Here is a 15039-nt window from a genome sequence, read left to right as displayed (position 1 = left end):
GCCGACTTCCCGCCCAGTGGCGTTCGGAGGGGTGCGCGTGGGGCGCGAACGGATGACAGCGAACAGGTAACAGCGAACAGATAACAGATTTCGAAATCTGTTATCTGTTCGCTGTTACCTGTCACCCGTCGGCTGTCGCCGGTCAGTTGCCCGGCGCCGCCAGCTGGGCGAGGTAGCGCTCGGCGGCGCGGAGCTTGCGGCCCTCGGGGCCCGGGAGGTAGGCGCGCAGTTCGATGATCTCCGGCGCGATGCGGATGGCCTCCGTGCGGTCCTTGATCGCCCGCCAGCAGGCCTCGGCGTTCGTGGCCGCCTGCTGGGTCTCCGGGTGGTCCGCGCCCTGCGAGCGGAGCAGGGTCAGCGCCACCTCGCGGTAGATGTCCGCGGCCTCGGCCGGCTTGCCCGCGAGCCGGCACACGTGCGCCCGGACCTGCCGGACCTGGAGGACCGGCTCGGAGACCGCGCCGTGCTCGGCGATCGCCTCCAGTTCGAGGGCGAACGCGAGGTCCGTGGCGGCGGCGTGGTCGCCCGCGTCCGCGCTGCGGACGATCCGGCCGAGCGTCTCGCGGTAGTCGGCGCGCGGCTCGGGGCCGGCGGACGCGAGGTCCTCCGCTGCGGCCGGATCCGCGGGCTCGTCCGACGTCCCGGGCTCGTCCGACGTCCCGGGCTCGGGCTCGGGCTGCGCCTCGGGCTCGGCCTGGGCCTCGGGCCCGGGTGCCTCTTCGAGCGGAGCAGGTTCGTCGAGCAGAGGGGGCTCCTCCACCGGAACGTCCTCCTCGAACCGGGGCTCCTCCAGCGGGACTTCGGCCTCGGACTGGAGCTCCTCCTCCAAGTCCGGAGCCGGCACCACCACATCCTCCGGCTCCGGCTCGACGACGGCGTCCTGTGGCTCGTCCACGACCGGAGCGGCGTACGGAAGGGGCGACGCGGCCTTCGCGAGCCTCACTCCCGACGTCGGGGTAGGCGTCGGCGTCGGGGTGACGTCCTCGACAGCGACGTCCTCGGTGTCAACGTCGGCCACGGCCTCGGCGTCGGCCTCGACGTCAACGTCGGTCAGCATGAGCGCGCGGAGCGTCATGGTCCTCGGGACGTCGGGCAGTTGCTTCTGCAGGGTGACCGGGCGCGCGGGCGGTCGCGGGGTGGGCGGCACGCCGGCCTTGCGGAGGCTCACCAGGCCGTCGACCGAGGCCTCGGGAGCGGGCTCCTCCTCGACGACCTCCTCGACGACCTCTGTGGCGACAGCATCGGACACGAAAGCCTCGGGCTCACCGGCCTCGGGCTCGATGAAGTCGGGCTCGATGAAGTCGGGCTCGATGAAGTCGGGCTCGATGAAGTCGGGCTCGATGAAGTCGGGCTCGACGGCCTCGGCTTCGACGACCTCGGCTTCGGGGGCCGCAGCAGGGACCGGCACCACCGGCTGGGCCGGCACGGCCTCAACCGGCGCAGCGCCCACCGGCACCACCGGCTGGGCCGGCACGGCCTCAACCGGCGCAACGCCCGTCGGCACCACGTCCACCGGCACGGCCTCAACCGGCGCAGCGCCCACCGGCAGCGCGTCCGCCACCGGACCGTCGGTGCGGCGGGCTGTGTTGCGGAAGACCGGGCGGTCCGGAGCGTGCGTCGCGACGATGACCACGTCCGGGCGCAGCACCGAGTACACCTGCTGGCGCAGCTGTTCGGGCGCGAGGACCTCGCCCGCGCCCGGGCGGCCGCCGTGCAGGGCCTCGATGAGGGCGCGGGTGAAGGTGCCGATCTGCTCCGGGTCCGGGCTGACGACGGCCCACAGCGGGACGCCGTCACTCAGCGGGGCGGCGGCACCGGGGCCGCCGGTCTGGAGGAGGGGCCAGGCGTTCTGGTCGGCGCTGAGGTCGGCGATGACCAGGGTCTGCCAGTCGGCCGGGCGGTGGCTCAGCTCGGCGGCGATCGCCTGCCAGGGCAGGCCGTCCTGGCGGATGCTCGCGGCCTTGGAGTCGCGCAGGGTGAGGTGGAGCTGCCCGCCGCGCTTGTCGGCGACCAGGTGGCCGCCCAGGTGGACGAGGAGCGGCCCGGGGTGGCGGGCTGCGGCCCGCAGGTGGGCGAGGACGGTGTGCGGGTCGCTGGCACCGGGCAGGTGGACGGCGTCGACGGCGTCCGCGGCGAGCAGTACCTGGGGCGAGACGGCGGCGAGCATCGCGGACAGCACCGTCGCCTGGGCGGGGACGCCGCGGCCCCAGGTGCGGCGGCCGGCACTGCCGTAGCCGCCCTCGACCACCAGGATCCGCCCGCGCGGCGCCGCCCCCAGTCCGCCGCCGACGCCGGGCACCGAGAACGGCAGCGGCGTCGCGAAGGAGGGTGCCGGGGCCGGGGCCTGCACGGGCGCGGGGCCAGGGGCGCCCACGGCGGGCATGCCGGTGAGAGTCCATCCGGTCGGCGCGGCCGGCGGCATCACCGGTACCGGCGCAGGCGTCGGCACGGGCGCCGGCCCCGGCGTGGGCGCGGGCACGGACGCGGGGACGTCCAGCGGCTCGTACAGGGCGGCCGGGCCGGGCGGGTGCTCGTCGCCCGGGATGCGCGGGGGCGGCGGCACGGCGTCCAGGGGCCCCGCGTCCGCTGCCGGTTCGGGGCCTCCTGGGACAGCTGTCGTCTCCGCCATCTTCTGGTCACCGCCCCACCCCGCCGCTCGTGCGGCGTCTGATGCCCTTACTGCGTGGTGCGCGGCACCACTCCCGTTTCGGCCACCCTACGAGATCCCGGCGCACCCGATCCAGGCCGGGTCGCCGATCGGCGCGCCGGTCGGCCCGGAACCCGGCCCTCGCCCGTCAACTTCCGTTCCGATCAAGCACATTGGCCGATGGATGCAGGGGACCGCCACGGCACTCCCCCGTCGTGTGCGGATTCCGGCGGCGCGGTGATCGAACTGTGCCCGCGCGGGCACCGCGTGACACCCCCTCCGGCGGCGGGCGGGCCCACCGCCGGAGGACGGTGGTCAGGAGCCGGCCAGGAGGTCGCGGAGGAGGGCGACCGTGTCGGCGTCCAGGTCGCGGCCGGTGCGGCGGCTCAGGGCGTCGAGGCGGTTGACGGCGCGCAGGAGCTGGTCCCGGGCGCCGGCCGAGGCGTACGCGTAGAAGAGGTCGCGGTGCAGCAGCTCGACGTCCGGGGCGACGGCGAGGCCGCGGAAGACGGCGGCCTCGGCGCTGCGGTGGTCGCCGTACTGGAGGCGGCGGGCGGCGAGTTCGTGGGCGGTGTCGACGATGGCGGCGATCATGTCCTGGCGCTCGGCCTCGGCCCACCCGTACGACGCGGGCGGGGCCTCGGCGAACGGGGCGCCCCGGACCAGGGCCAGGGCGTGCGCGAGCGCGGCGTCCGCCGTGGCGCTGGTGCTGCGCATGCCGCGCCGGTAGAGGCTGCGGAACTCGTCCCAGTCGCACGTGACGGCCGGGGCGTAGGAGTAGCCGTCGGCGGTGTCGGTGGGCAGGAACGCACGCCCCTCGGGGGTGACGCCGAGCCACGCGGCGAGGCCCGCGATCTTGCCGGACAGCGGGCTCACGGCGTCGGCGGTGGTGGGGTGCGGGTCGAGGTGGGCCGCGCCCGGGTGGAGGTCGTGGTCGAGGGCCGCGTGGTCGGCGCCCGGGCGCAGCGCGAGGTAGGCGGCGAGTTCGGTGAGCCGGGGCAGGTGGCCGGGTTCGACGGTGCCGACGGCGCCTGCCACGTCGACCGGGCCGAGCAGCCGGATCCGGGGCGCGTTGCGGGCGCTGTGGGCCTCCGGGGAGCGGAGGATCGCGAGGAGGTCGTCGCTGTCGGTGCGACCGGCGGCCGTGGTGGCGGTGGCCGTGGTGCCGACGGCCGTGACCACGACCGGGGCGGTGGCGGCGGGACCGGTCCCCGGCTCCGGACGGGCCGGGATCCGCGGGGCCGCGCCGGTGGACGCCGGTGCCGGGTCGTGCGTCGGCGCGGGCTCGGCAGCCGGCTCGACGGCGGGCGCCGGGGCCACGGGTGCCGGGACTACGGGCACCGGGGCCACGGACTCCGGCGCGACCGGCGCGACCGGCTGGACCGGCAGCACGACGGCGGCCGGCCCCGGTACCCGCAGGTCCCGGGTGGTGTCCTCGCTGCCCTCGCCGGCACCGTCCTCGACAGGCTGCTCGACCGGCACGGCCTGAGCCGCAGGCCCGGTGGGCACGGCGGGCACGACCGGCCCGAGCGGAGTGACCGGCCCGAGCGGCAGGACCGGCGGCAGGACCGGCGACACCTGCCCCGTCACCGCCTTGCGCCCGAGCCCGTTGACGGCGTGCCGCCCGGTCCCGGTCGTCGGCGCCGCCGGGTCGGTGCTCGCGAACGGGCTCGCGCCCGTGCCGATGACCCGGGTGAGCGCCCGCGCCCCGGCCCCCGCGCCGGAGCCACCGACGCCGTTGGCCTCACCAGCCCCGCCGACCCCACCAGCCCCGCCGGCCCCAGCGGCGCCGTTCGCGCCCTCCTCGGCCGGGCCGCCGACCGTAGCCAGCACCGGTACGGCGGCGGGCAGTTCGGCCGTGTCCGAGTCGTCGCCGAAGCCGTCGTCGGCGTCGTCGTTCCCGGGGCCGTCCAGGGTCCAGGCGGGCGCCGGGTGCTGGGTGGCGTCGTCGGCGGCCCGGAGCAGTTCGGCGACCTGGTCGTACTGGGCGCCGGTGAGCCGCTGGAGCTCGACGGTCAGGTGCAGGCCGGGGATGGCGGCCTGGCCGGTGGTCGGGAGGGTCCAGCGGGCGACCGGCCCGGTGCCGCGCTCGGGGGCGCGGGTGACCACGGCGACGCAGGTGCGCGGCCGGGCGTCGAGCAGGCGGCCGAGTTCGGCGGGGACGCCGCCGCCGGGCTGCTGGGCGCAGAGGACGATCTCCGGGGTCCAGGACTCGTCGGCCTGCCCGCGGCTGCGGGCCTCGCGCGGGCTGGTGGCCTCGGCGGCGACGAGGGTGGCGCGGGCCTTGGCGGTGCGCGGGCCGAGGGCGGCGAGCGCGGCTTCGAGGGTCGGGTGGCGGTGGACGCGTTCGGCGGCCGGGCCGCTGATCGGCACCTCCTCGGCGAGGTCGACGAGGTGGAGGTGGAGCCGGTCGGCAAGCGGGCTGTGGGCGAGCTCGATGGCGAGGGTGCGCAGGACGTCGCGGGCGTCGTCGGGGTGCCCGGAGAGGTGGAGGAGGCGGACGGTCTCCAGGTCGGCGAGGACGACCGATCCGTCCGGCGCGGTGCCGAGGGTGACCAGGGCCGGGTAGGGGGCGGCGGTCTTGCGGGCCTGGGTGGCGTTGAGGAGGTCGCCGGCGTCGGGGCTGCACCACCACACGTTGGGGGCGTGCGCGGCGCGGAAGGGCGCGATGGGCGCGGCCGGGCCGGAGAGGTGGAGCTCGACGGTGTGGCCGGGGGTGATCCGGGCCGCGATGATCGCGGGCAGGCGCTTACCGCCGCGGACGGTGTTGCGGGCCATGGTGCGCAGGGCGCGGTCGAGCAGGTCGAGGCCGGCGTCGTCCTGACGGGCCCTGAGCTCGTTCTCGAAGGAGGCGGCCTCGGCCTCGGGCATGGTGATGCGGTGCCGGGGGCGGCGGGCCCGCAGCTGGCCGCCGCGCTTGTGGGCGACGGTGCCGATCATGATGGCGGCGAGCAGGACGCCGACGGTGGAGGCGGCGAGGGCGACGGTGTAGTCGTCGCTGGGCGCCGGGTCGGCGTGGGCGGCGGGCGCGGGTGCGGGGGTGTGGCCCGGGGCGTGCGAGGGAGCAGGCGTCGGCGCGGCCTGGGTGGGTGCGGGCGCGGGAGCCTGCGTCGCGGGAGCCTGCGTCGCGGGCGGCTGGCCGGCCGGGGCGGACGGCGCGGGCGTCTGCTGCGCGGGGGCCGGCGCCGGGTCGGGCGTCGGGGCGGGAGCTGGGGCCGGCGCAGGAGCAGGAGCAGGCGCGGGAGCGGTGGCCGCGCCGGGGACGGTGAGCACCATGCCCGGCACCAGCTGGTCCGGGTCGGTCAAGCGTTCGCCGTCCGGGGCCTGGGCGCCCTTGTTGGCGTCGAAGATCCTCGGCCAGGCGTCGCCGTCCCCCAACTCGCGCTGGGCGATGGCGGAGAGGCTGTCCCCTTCCTTGACGGTCACCGTCCCGTGTCCGCCGGCGGCCTGGGCACCCGCCGCGCCCGTGGCCTCGGTGCCGGTGGCCTCCGTGCCCGCTTGGGGTGTCTGCGGGGCCTGCGAAGCCGGCTGCGTCGGCGCGGGGGCGGAAGCAGGCGACTGGGCGGGCGACTTGGCCTCGTCCGGCTTCGCGTCGGCGGGCATGAGGAGTTCCCAGCCGGGCTGGATCGGCCGGTCGGCGTCGAAGCGGACGCCCGAACCGTCCATCGTCCGGCCGTCGTTGAGTCTGGCGATCTCCACCCAGCGCTCGCCCGAGCCCAGTTGCCGCTCGGCGATGGACCACAGGCTGTCGGCGGGCCGGCTGTCGCGCACGGTGTAGCTGGGGTGCTGCTCGGCGGCGGCCGCGAGGGCGGGCGCGGCCTGCGCCGCCGGCAGGGCGGCGCGCTGCACGCCGGCCGTCAACTGGGCCGTGGCCGTGGCGGCCTGGGGCCGCTCGGAGACGGCGGCGAAGGACGAACCGGCCACCGGCAGCAGCGCGAGCACCGCGCCGACCAGCCCGGCGGCCATCCGCTGGCTCCAGCCGAACGCCGGGATCCGGCGGGCGATCCGCCCGCGCAGCTGGGCCGGGACCTCCAGCAGGACGGAGAGCGCGAAGCAGGCCCAGGCCAGCCAGCCGACGACGACCAGCAGCCACAGGAACAGCCGCCCGTCGTCCGGGCCGGTGAGCGCCTGGCCGATGCCGTCCGGGGCGACGTCGCCCATCGCGGCGACCGCCTGGGTCCCGTAGAGCAGGAGGGCGGGCAGGCCCAGCAGCAGGGCGGCCAGGGTGAGCAGCGCGGCGAGCGCGGTGATCACGGCCCCGGCGCGCCCGCGCCCGCCCGGCGCCCGCCGGGCGGGGGCCTGCGGGACCCGCTTGTGGCTCCGGGTGGTCCGGGCCTGGTCCGGGGCGGGTCGGGCCTGGTCCTTTGCACGTGGCGCGGCCATCAGTCGGTCTCCGCTTTCTCGACTCCGTGGACGAGGGTGGCACTGCCCCTGCCCGTTACCTGACGCTCTCCGAGGGAGCCCAGCAGGACCGGCCGGAAGTCCGTCACCACCGTGACGGTGACGACCTTGCCGTCCGCCGAGAACGTGACCCCGGCCGCCGTGAGTCCGTACAGCCCGAGGTAGGCGTCGACGGCCTTCAGGGCGTAGTCGTGCTGGACCTGGATGCCCTTGCCCTGGAGGACGAGGGCCTGGTCGAGCTGCTGTCCGCCGACCCGGGCCGCCTCCTGCGCGTAGGCATCGTTGCGTTCGACGACCCGCAGGCGGCCGCCGACGTCGACGACGATGGCGATCACGAACACCAGGTAGCCGGCGCAGATCGCCACGAAGAGCGAGACCGCACCTCGGTCGGACCGCCGCCGCGGCCGCCGCAGGCGCAGCAGGCCGGTCGGCCGGCCGTGCGGCCCGGCACCCTCACGTGCACGCACCTTCACACCCCCTCGGACTTCCCCACCGCTGTTCGCCCCCTGGCCCTTCGTCCCCGCTCGTCCCCGAGCCGTTCGTCCCAATGCCGTTCGTCCCCGCTCGTCCCCGAGCCGTTCGCCCCGAAGCCGTTCGCCCCCGAGCCGGCCGGCCCCGCCCCGACCGCCCCGAACGCCACCGGCCCCCACCGGGCGCCGCCCGGCCCCGTTCCGTCATCGCCCGGGCGCTCTCCGCTTGCGTCTCCCCCGCCCGGGCCGTCCCCAATCCCCGGATCCGGCCCACCTGTCGTCACGCGCCCCGGTAGCGGTCCACCACGGAGGTGAACTCGCCGGCCAGGGTCTTCGTCCCGGGCACCCCGGAGAGCCCGCCGAGCAGGTCGCCCAGCCCGACGTCGCACACCACCCGGACCTTGACGGTGGCGACGGCGCCGCCCGGCAGCTCCAGTTCCCCCTGGGTGACGGTCACCGAGAGGTTGCCGCAGGAGACGCCCTGCTGCTTCAGCTGGTCGCGGGCCGCCTCCTTGGCCGGCTCCGCCATCCCGTCGAAGCTGCGGACGAGCGAGGCCGTGCGGGCGGCCGAGCGGGCCGCCGCCTCTACCGTCGCGGAGGTGGTCTGCAGGCGCCCCGCCGCGATCGCGATCAGGACCAGCCCGACCACGTACGGCGCGATGATCGCCGCCTCGATGGCCACCCCGCCGCGGTCCGGCCGTCGCCGCACCCCGGCCGGACGCCACCGCGTGCGCGCGGAAGACCCGGACCGCCCGCTCACGGCGCCGCCCCCGGCGCCGCTCCCGGCGGGACGAAGCGCTCGCGCGGCGCCTCCGCGAACTGGGTGATGTGCGGCGCGGACAGACCGGGGATCAGCAGCGTCGGGGTCAGCCGGACGGTGACCCGCACCCGTTGCGCGGTGCTGCCGTCGGTGCTCACCTCGTACGTGCCGCTGCCCTGCCGCCGCAGGAAGTCCTCGGCCTGCGCGCGCGCCGCCGCGTCCTTCGCCGCCTGGTCCGCCGCGTCGTCCGGCGCGCCCTTCGTCGCCGCGCCCGCCGCGCTCCGCGTGCGGCCGGCCTCGGCGCCCTCGCGGGCGGCGGTGAGCGCGACCTGCCGCGCGTACCACCACAGCGAGGCCTGCACGACCAGCAGCAGGAGCAGCAGGACCACCGGGAAGACGATGGCCAGGCTCAGGCTCATCGCTCCCCGGTCACTCCCGCTGCCACTGCTGCCGCCACTGCTGCCGCCGCTGCCGCGCGAACGGCGCTTGTCGCCCACCATCAGGTTGCCGCGCCGCCCGGGTACTTCGGGTCCTGCTCGACCTTGGTGGACACCTTCTTCTGCAGGATCACCAGCGAGGCCGCGACGGCGCCGGCGACGACCACCAGCGCGATGATGGCGAGGGCGAGTTCGATGCTGATGGCGCCGCGGTCGCCGCGGGCCCGGGCGGCGCGCAGCCGGCCGAGCCGGAAGGTGAACAGCAGCAGGGCGAACTGGACGGGCAGGAGCACGGGCCGCAGGAACAGCCCGGCCAGGTATTTGAGCCGGACGGCCAGGTGGGTCATCGGGTTCTCCCGGTGGTGAGGTGAGGTGCGGTGCGGGCTCGTCCGCCCGGCGGGCGCCGGGCGGACGTCAGGCGAGCATCTGGTGGAGGGCGGGGAAGACGATCAGGACGGTCATCAGCAGGGTCAGCGCGGATCCGGGGGCGACCATCCGCTCACTGTCGGCGTTGGCGCGGGCCAGGTCCTCGGCGAGCAGTTCGCCCCGCAGGCCCTTGGCGCGGGCCCGCAGGGTGTCGTACACGGCGGCGCCGTCGGTGCCGGACAGGCGCATGATGTCGGCGACGTCCTGGAGCGGGGTGAGGCCGAGTTCGGCGGCCAGCGCGTCCAGCCCGGCCCACGGCGGCATGCGGTCGGTGGCGGCGCGGTCGAGGGCGTCGCGGATGCGCAGGAACACCGTGCCGCGCCCGACCGAGGCGGCCCGGCGCAGCGCCTCGGCCGGCCCGCAGTCGGCGGCCCGTTCGAGCGCGACGAGTTCGAGGTAGGCGGCGATGCCGTGCAGGTACTCGACGCGCGCCTCCTTGGCCTCGCCGGCGACGATGGCGTCGGGGACGAACCAGAGCAGCGCGGCCAGCAGCGGCCCGGCCACCATCGGCAGGGCGAAGGGCAGTTGGACGTCCACGACGGCGAACACCGCCGCCAGGTAGGCGGGCAGCATCAGGCCGATCACGGCGAACAGCAGCTTGTGCACCATGAAACGGGCCGGGGTGCGGCCGATCAGGGCGAGTTCGCGGTGCGGGACGCGCACCCCGCGCACGGCGACGGAGCGCTCGCCGATCCGGTCGTACCAGCGCGGGCGCTCGTCCGGGTCCTCGGGGCGGTCGGCGGGGACGCGGTGCAGCCGGTCCAGGGCCTGGCGCAGGTCCGGCGGTGCCGGGCGCAGTTCGGCGATCAGCAGCGCGACGCCGCCGGCCGCGGCGGCACCGGCCAGGACGGACCACGGCGAGATCATCGGGCCTCCCCGAGCAACTCCGATGCCTCGTCGGCGCCTTGGGCGTCCTGACCGGGCGCGGCGCGGCGGCGGCCGGTGCGGCTGCGCCGGTCGGCCACCAGCAGCCGGGGCACCGGCGGGTGGGAGGCGAGCGCGCGCATCCACGCGATGATGGCGACGAACAGAGCGGCGACGACGGCGAGCACGACCTGCCCGACGAGGGTGGTGTACGGGCGGGTGTAGTCGGAGTTGAAGGCGCCGACCACTATCACCAGCGTGATGATGCCGACCAGCCAGCGGATCGTGGTGCGGTGCTTGGAGCGGTCGGCCTCGATGGCGCGGCGCTGGCGCACCTCCTCGCGCACCGAGTCGGCCATGTCGGCGAGCGCGCGGGCGAGGCCGGGGCCGCTGTCGCCGGCCCGCAGGAGGAGCGCGGCGAGCACCTTGTCGGCGGTGGCGTCGGCGAGGCTGTCGGCGAAGGCGCGCAGCGCCTCCTCGGGCCGCCAACGGGCCTGGAGGCGGGCGGCGAGCTCGCCGATCTCCTCCTCCAGGGCGGCGGGGGCGGTGCGGCGGCTGGTGACGATCGCCTGGTTGAGGCCGACGCCGAGCAGCAGCACGTCCGCGATGCGCTGGGTCCACTCGGAGAGCGCTTCGAGGCGTTCGATCCGGTGGGTGTCGGAGCGGGTGGTGTCGAACAGCCAGGGCAGGCCGAACACGGCGAGCGGCACCAGCAGGGCGGTCAGCGGGATTCCGGTGAACAGCCAGCCGAGCGCGGCGCCGATCAGCGCGAGCGGCAGCTGGATCCGGCGCAGGCGCACCATCCGGGCGGGGGCGGTGCCGGGGGCGCCGTACCAGAGCGTGTGGGCCCGGGTGGCGAGCGGGTTCTCCTGCTCGTCGCCGCCGTCCGCTTCCGGCGCCGGTTCGCTGCCGCGGGCCCACGCCACCAGGGCGACGACGCCACCGGTGACCAGCAGCCCGCACAGCACGAAGAGCAGCATCATCGGGCGCCACCGCCGATCCGCAGCTGGAGCTGGGAGGCCCAACTCCCGTAGCGGGAGCCGAGGAGCGAGGCGTCGAAGCCGGCCCGGCGCAGGTCGTCCAGGCACTGCGGCGGGGTGTGCGGGACGGCGCGCGGCTCGCCGAGCTCGGGGCGCGGGCCGAAGACGGTGTTCAGCGCGGGCCGGCCGCTCTCGCCGAGGCCGGTGACCTCCAGGACGTGCGAGACGAAGCGGTGCCGGCGCCCGCCGACGGCCGTCTCGTCGACCATGGCGACGTGGACGATCAGGTCCAGTGCGTTGGCGGTGAGGCGGTAGGCGAGGCCGTCGGTCATGTGCGAGCCGTACTCCAGGCAGAGTTCGGCGATGCGGTCGACGACCATGTGCGGGCCGCGGGCGTGCAGCGTGCACATCGAGCCGCCCTCGCCGTTGGTCATGACGCGCAGCATCGGCACGACCTCGCCGGAGCGGACCTCGCCGACGATGATCCGCGAGAGCGTCATCCGCAGCGCGGCCGGGATGAGGTCGCCGATCGTCAACTCACCTGCCAGGCGGCCCTCGACGCGTTCCCCGTTGCCCTCGCGGGCCTCCATCGGGACGACCTGGCGCAGGTGGCCGAGGGTGTGCAGCCAGAGCTCGAACTCCGACTCCAGGGTGCCGATCCGCTCGTCCGGCGGGATCTCGGCGGCCATGGCGCGCAGCAGGCTGGTCTTGCCGACGCCCTGGGTGCCGGTGATCATCACGTTCTTCCGGGCCCGGATGGCGGCGGCCAGGAAGGCGGCCAAGGTGCTGTCCAGGGTGCCGAGCCGGACCATCTCGGGGAGCGTCGCGGAGGCCACCCGGTGGCGCCGGATCGCGACGTACGGGCGGGGCGTGACCTCGGTGAGCGCCTGGAGGCGCATGCCGCCCTCCAGGCGCAGGGCGAGGGTCGGGCTGGCGGTGGAGAGGCTGCGCTCTCCGCCGCCGTGCTGGCGGGCCAGGTCCTGGAGCAGCTCGACGAGTTCGGCGTCGCTGTCGGCCACCGGCGGCACCTGGCGCAGCGGCTGGTGCACGCGCGAGACCCAGACGTCGTCGCAGCCGTTGATCAGGATGTTCTCGATCTCCGGGTCGTCCAGGTAGGGCTGGAGCCGCCCGGCGCGGAACAGCAGGTCGAACACGGCCTCGGCGAGCGCGCGGTCCTGCTCCCGGGTGGGCGGGATGCCGTGGGTCTGCGCGTAGGCGTCCGACCAGCGCGCGACGGCCTCCTCGATGAGCGCCCGGCCGCGCTGGCGGCGGGTGGCGCGGTCCGGCTCGGCGCCGGTGCCGGAGGTCAACCGGGCGATCTGCTGGTGCAGTTCGGCCGCGACCTGGCGCTTGAGCTCGCGCGCGACCTGCGGGTCGACGGCCGGCCGGGTCCCGGCGCCGCGCAGGTCGAGCGAGGGCAGCTGGGACGGGACGGCGGTGGGCCCGGCCGGCGCCGCCGCGTACGCGGACTGCTGGGCGTACGGCGGCTGCTGGGCGTGCTGCTGTGACTGTTGGGCGTGCTGATGCGGCTGTTGGCCGGGCACCGGCTGGGGCACGGGCTGAGGCGCCGGCTGGGGCACCGGCTGCGGATGGACCGGCCCGGTCGCGGGCAGCGGGCCCGACCACGGGAGCGCGGCCGGATCGGCGGACGGGCGCTGGTGCAGGGGGCTACCGCGCACGGAGCACCTCCCCGGGGCCGTGGGGCCGACCGTTCACCGGGGGCTGCTGCTCCTGGTGCGGGTCCGGCTCCTGGACGTGCTGTTCTGGGACCTGCTGCTGCGGGTGGGACTGCTGCTGGACGTACGGCTGCTGCGGCTGTTGGCCGTAGGCCTGCTGCTCGTAGGTCCGTTGCTCGTAGGTCTGCTGCCCGTGTGCCTGCGGTCCGTACGCCTGCTGCCCGTGCGCCTGCGGGGCGTACGGCGACGGGGCCTGCACCTGCGGGGCGTACGCCTGCGGCCCCTGCCCGGGGAACGGTGCGGGTGCGGCCGGCTGCGGCGCGAGCCCGGCGAGCGGCGCCACCGGGCCGGTGACGATCACCGGCGCGACCGGCTGCGGCTGCGCCTGGAACTGCGCCTGGAACTGCACCTGGGCCTGCGGCTGTACCTGCGGCCGCACCTGGCCGGACGACTGCATCGGAGACTGCAACCTCGCCTGAGCGTACGGAAGTTGCTCCGCCTCCACCGACGACGGCGCCGCCATGGCAGCCCCGGCGGGCACGCCGACCGGCGCCCCCGGCTGCGCGCTCCGCGCGGGCGCGGCGACGGGCCCCGCCATCGACGCCACCGCCGTGACCGACGCCACCGGCGCCACCGCCGCGACCGGCACGTGCGCCACCGCCTGTCCGGGCGCCAGCCGCTGGCGCCGACGGCGCACCGCGAGCTGCACCTCGTCCGCCGCCGACCGCGCCGTGCGCATCAGCTCCGAACGGATGAACCGCCGGTCGGTGATGTCCCCGCCGTCGGAGAGCACCCGCGCGGTGCGCACCGCGTGCGGCAGCAGCCCGAGCACCGGCAGGCCGAACTCGCGCGACACCTCCGCCGCCGAGTACGGCCCCTCCGCGACGAGCAGCAGCCCGAGCGCGTCCGCCCCGGTGCCGGCCGTCGCCAGGTCCTCGGCGAGCGCGGCCAGCCGGGGCCGGGCCGCGCTCAGCCCGCGCAGGGTCGTCCGCACGGTGGCCGCGACGACGTCCGCCCGGCGGGCGAGGACGGCGCTCGCGCCGGTGGTGCCGGAGCGGCCGAGGTCCACGATGACGTCGTAGCCCTGCTGTTCGAGCCCGTGCAGCAGGTCGGCGAGCGGCTCCCAGGTGTAGGCGAGGCCGGGCGCCTGGCTCGGGTCGGTGAGGCCGGGCAGCAGGAGGCGCTCGGCGGTGCCGTCCGGGGAGAGGTCGACGAGCTGTTCCCAGAGCGTCTGGGCGAGCAGGCCGCGCCGGTCGGCGATGGCCAGGTTGCGCAGTCCGTACACCGCTTCGACGCGCCCCTCCAGGGCGCCCGCGAGCACGGCGCCGCCGTCCGGGTCGGCCTCGACGAGAACGACCCGGCGGCCGGGCTCCAGCGGCCAGGCGAGCAGGAGGGCCAGCGCGGACGTGGTCGCACCGGGTGCGCCGGGGCCGCCGGCCACCGCGATCACCGCCATCAGGCCCCACCCGCCCCTGTGCTGCGGCTCGCCCCGGCCGACGGGCTGCCCGCGGGCGGCGCCCCGGCGGCGGAGGTCCCGGGCGCGGGAGTCCCCGGCGCCGGTGTCCCCGCGGCCGGGGAGGCAGGAGCCGAGGGAGTCGAGGGGGCCGGGGTGGACGCCCCGGTGGCCGGCGGCGCGTCCCCGGCGGCGGCGCGCGGCGCGAGCAGCACCTGGATCCGTCCGCTCGCGACCCACTGGGCCAGCCGGGGCCCGTCCGCCGTGCCGATCGCCACGTCGGTCACGACGCTGCCGTCGGTGTCCGGGCGCCCGACCGTGATGACCGTCGCGGTCAGCGAGTCCGCCCGGCCGTTGTCGGGGGTGTAGACGATCACGACCTGCATGCCCGGCTGGAGCCGGGAGGCGGGCAGCTGGCTGCGGTGGGCCGCCACGCCGACGATGATCTGCCCGGGCTGCACGGCCAGCGACTGGGCGAGGTCGCCCTTGGTGAGCATCGCGCCGCGCTTGAGGTCGGTGGCGGCCCGCAGGCCGACCGCGCCCGACCGGTCCTGCGCGGACACCGGGCGCAGCGCCGGGTCGGAGGCGATCCGCGCCACCACGAGGTCGTCGTCGGTGATCACCTGCCCGTACGGGACGTCCCGGGCGAGCGCCAGCACGGCGACCCGCTGCCCGGTGCTGCTGTAGAGGACGGCGCCGCCGAGCCCGCCGGCGGCGATCAGCGCGATCGACATGGCGAGCACGGCCGGACGGCGGCGCCGGGCCCGGAGGGTGCGGGCGGGGGCGTGCGGCGCGGCGCGGCCCTTGCCCTTCCCCGTCCCCTTGCCGCCGCCTTGGCCCTGTGCCTGTTCGGGCACGGCCACGGACACCGCGGCGCCTGCGGGTGTGCCGGGTCCCGGCGTCGCGTACGTACGGTTCTCCACCG

Annotated in this window: 10 protein-coding genes and 1 pseudogene; all 11 read right to left on the bottom strand. The window is 76.7% G+C overall.

Annotated features, from left to right (window positions below):
• Window positions 1-1262 precede the first annotated feature (1262 nt).
• A pseudogene (locus ACFVU9_RS05700) lies at window positions 1263-1319 on the bottom strand (hypothetical protein); the annotation flags it as partial.
• 1643 nt (window positions 1320-2962) lie between these two features.
• On the bottom strand, window positions 2963-7030 hold the full coding sequence (locus ACFVU9_RS05695) for a LysM peptidoglycan-binding domain-containing protein (RefSeq protein WP_387590240.1): 4068 nt from the start codon (window positions 7028-7030) through the stop codon (window positions 2963-2965).
• Window positions 7030-7515, bottom strand: a complete 486-nt coding sequence (locus tag ACFVU9_RS05690) for a hypothetical protein (protein ID WP_387590237.1) — start codon at window positions 7513-7515, stop codon at window positions 7030-7032. Before ACFVU9_RS05690 ends, ACFVU9_RS05695 begins: the two co-directional genes overlap by 1 nt.
• Before the next feature lie 283 nt (window positions 7516-7798).
• Window positions 7799-8200 carry a TadE/TadG family type IV pilus assembly protein gene (locus ACFVU9_RS05685; protein ID WP_380437915.1) on the bottom strand — a complete coding sequence of 134 codons (402 nt, stop codon included), beginning with the start codon at window positions 8198-8200 and terminating at the stop codon, window positions 7799-7801.
• Between the two features lie 74 nt (window positions 8201-8274).
• Window positions 8275-8697: a TadE/TadG family type IV pilus assembly protein gene (locus ACFVU9_RS05680; protein WP_387590234.1), complete on the bottom strand. Its 423-nt coding sequence runs from the start codon at window positions 8695-8697 to the stop codon at window positions 8275-8277.
• Window positions 8698-8777: 80 nt separating this feature from the next.
• Window positions 8778-9062: a hypothetical protein gene (locus ACFVU9_RS05675; protein WP_359957841.1), complete on the bottom strand. Its 285-nt coding sequence runs from the start codon at window positions 9060-9062 to the stop codon at window positions 8778-8780.
• Between the two features lie 67 nt (window positions 9063-9129).
• A complete protein-coding gene (locus ACFVU9_RS05670) occupies window positions 9130-10008 on the bottom strand; it encodes a hypothetical protein (protein WP_380437911.1) in 879 nt (292 codons plus the stop codon).
• Window positions 10005-10988 (bottom strand): type II secretion system F family protein, encoded by a 984-nt coding sequence (locus tag ACFVU9_RS05665; RefSeq protein WP_387590230.1) that lies wholly within the window; start codon window positions 10986-10988, stop codon window positions 10005-10007. Before ACFVU9_RS05665 ends, ACFVU9_RS05670 begins: the two co-directional genes overlap by 4 nt.
• A complete protein-coding gene (locus tag ACFVU9_RS05660; RefSeq protein ID WP_387590227.1) occupies window positions 10985-12664 on the bottom strand; it encodes a CpaF family protein in 1680 nt (559 codons plus the stop codon). Before ACFVU9_RS05660 ends, ACFVU9_RS05665 begins: the two co-directional genes overlap by 4 nt.
• The gene (locus ACFVU9_RS05655; protein WP_387590224.1) at window positions 12654-14117 is read right to left on the bottom strand and encodes a hypothetical protein; all 1464 of its coding nucleotides are present in this window, start codon (window positions 14115-14117) and stop codon (window positions 12654-12656) included. The genes ACFVU9_RS05660 and ACFVU9_RS05655 overlap by 11 nt, the downstream gene beginning before the upstream one ends.
• Window positions 14117-14971 carry an SAF domain-containing protein gene (locus ACFVU9_RS05650; protein ID WP_387590221.1) on the bottom strand — a complete coding sequence of 285 codons (855 nt, stop codon included), beginning with the start codon at window positions 14969-14971 and terminating at the stop codon, window positions 14117-14119. Before ACFVU9_RS05650 ends, ACFVU9_RS05655 begins: the two co-directional genes overlap by 1 nt.
• Window positions 14972-15039 lie beyond the last annotated feature (68 nt).

It is taken from the genome of Kitasatospora sp. NPDC057936 (assembly GCF_042887525.1).
GTDB lineage: Bacteria > Actinomycetota > Actinomycetes > Streptomycetales > Streptomycetaceae > Kitasatospora.
The sequence above is the reverse complement of the archived record's forward strand: the minus strand, read 5'-3'. Positions and strand labels throughout refer to the sequence as shown.

Excerpts from the sequence above, each read along its gene's own strand:
- ACFVU9_RS05695 (WP_387590240.1), bottom strand. The coding sequence starts at position 7,030 with ATGGCCGCGCCACGTGCAAAGGACCAGGCCCGACCCGCCCCGGACCAG.
- ACFVU9_RS05665 (WP_387590230.1), bottom strand. The coding sequence starts at position 10,988 with ATGATGCTGCTCTTCGTGCTGTGCGGGCTGCTGGTCACCGGTGGCGTC.
- ACFVU9_RS05680 (WP_387590234.1), bottom strand. The coding sequence starts at position 8,697 with ATGAGCCTGAGCCTGGCCATCGTCTTCCCGGTGGTCCTGCTGCTCCTG.
- ACFVU9_RS05655 (WP_387590224.1), bottom strand. The coding sequence starts at position 14,117 with ATGGCGGTGATCGCGGTGGCCGGCGGCCCCGGCGCACCCGGTGCGACC.
- ACFVU9_RS05670 (WP_380437911.1), bottom strand. The coding sequence starts at position 10,008 with ATGATCTCGCCGTGGTCCGTCCTGGCCGGTGCCGCCGCGGCCGGCGGC.
- ACFVU9_RS05675 (WP_359957841.1), bottom strand. The coding sequence starts at position 9,062 with ATGACCCACCTGGCCGTCCGGCTCAAATACCTGGCCGGGCTGTTCCTG.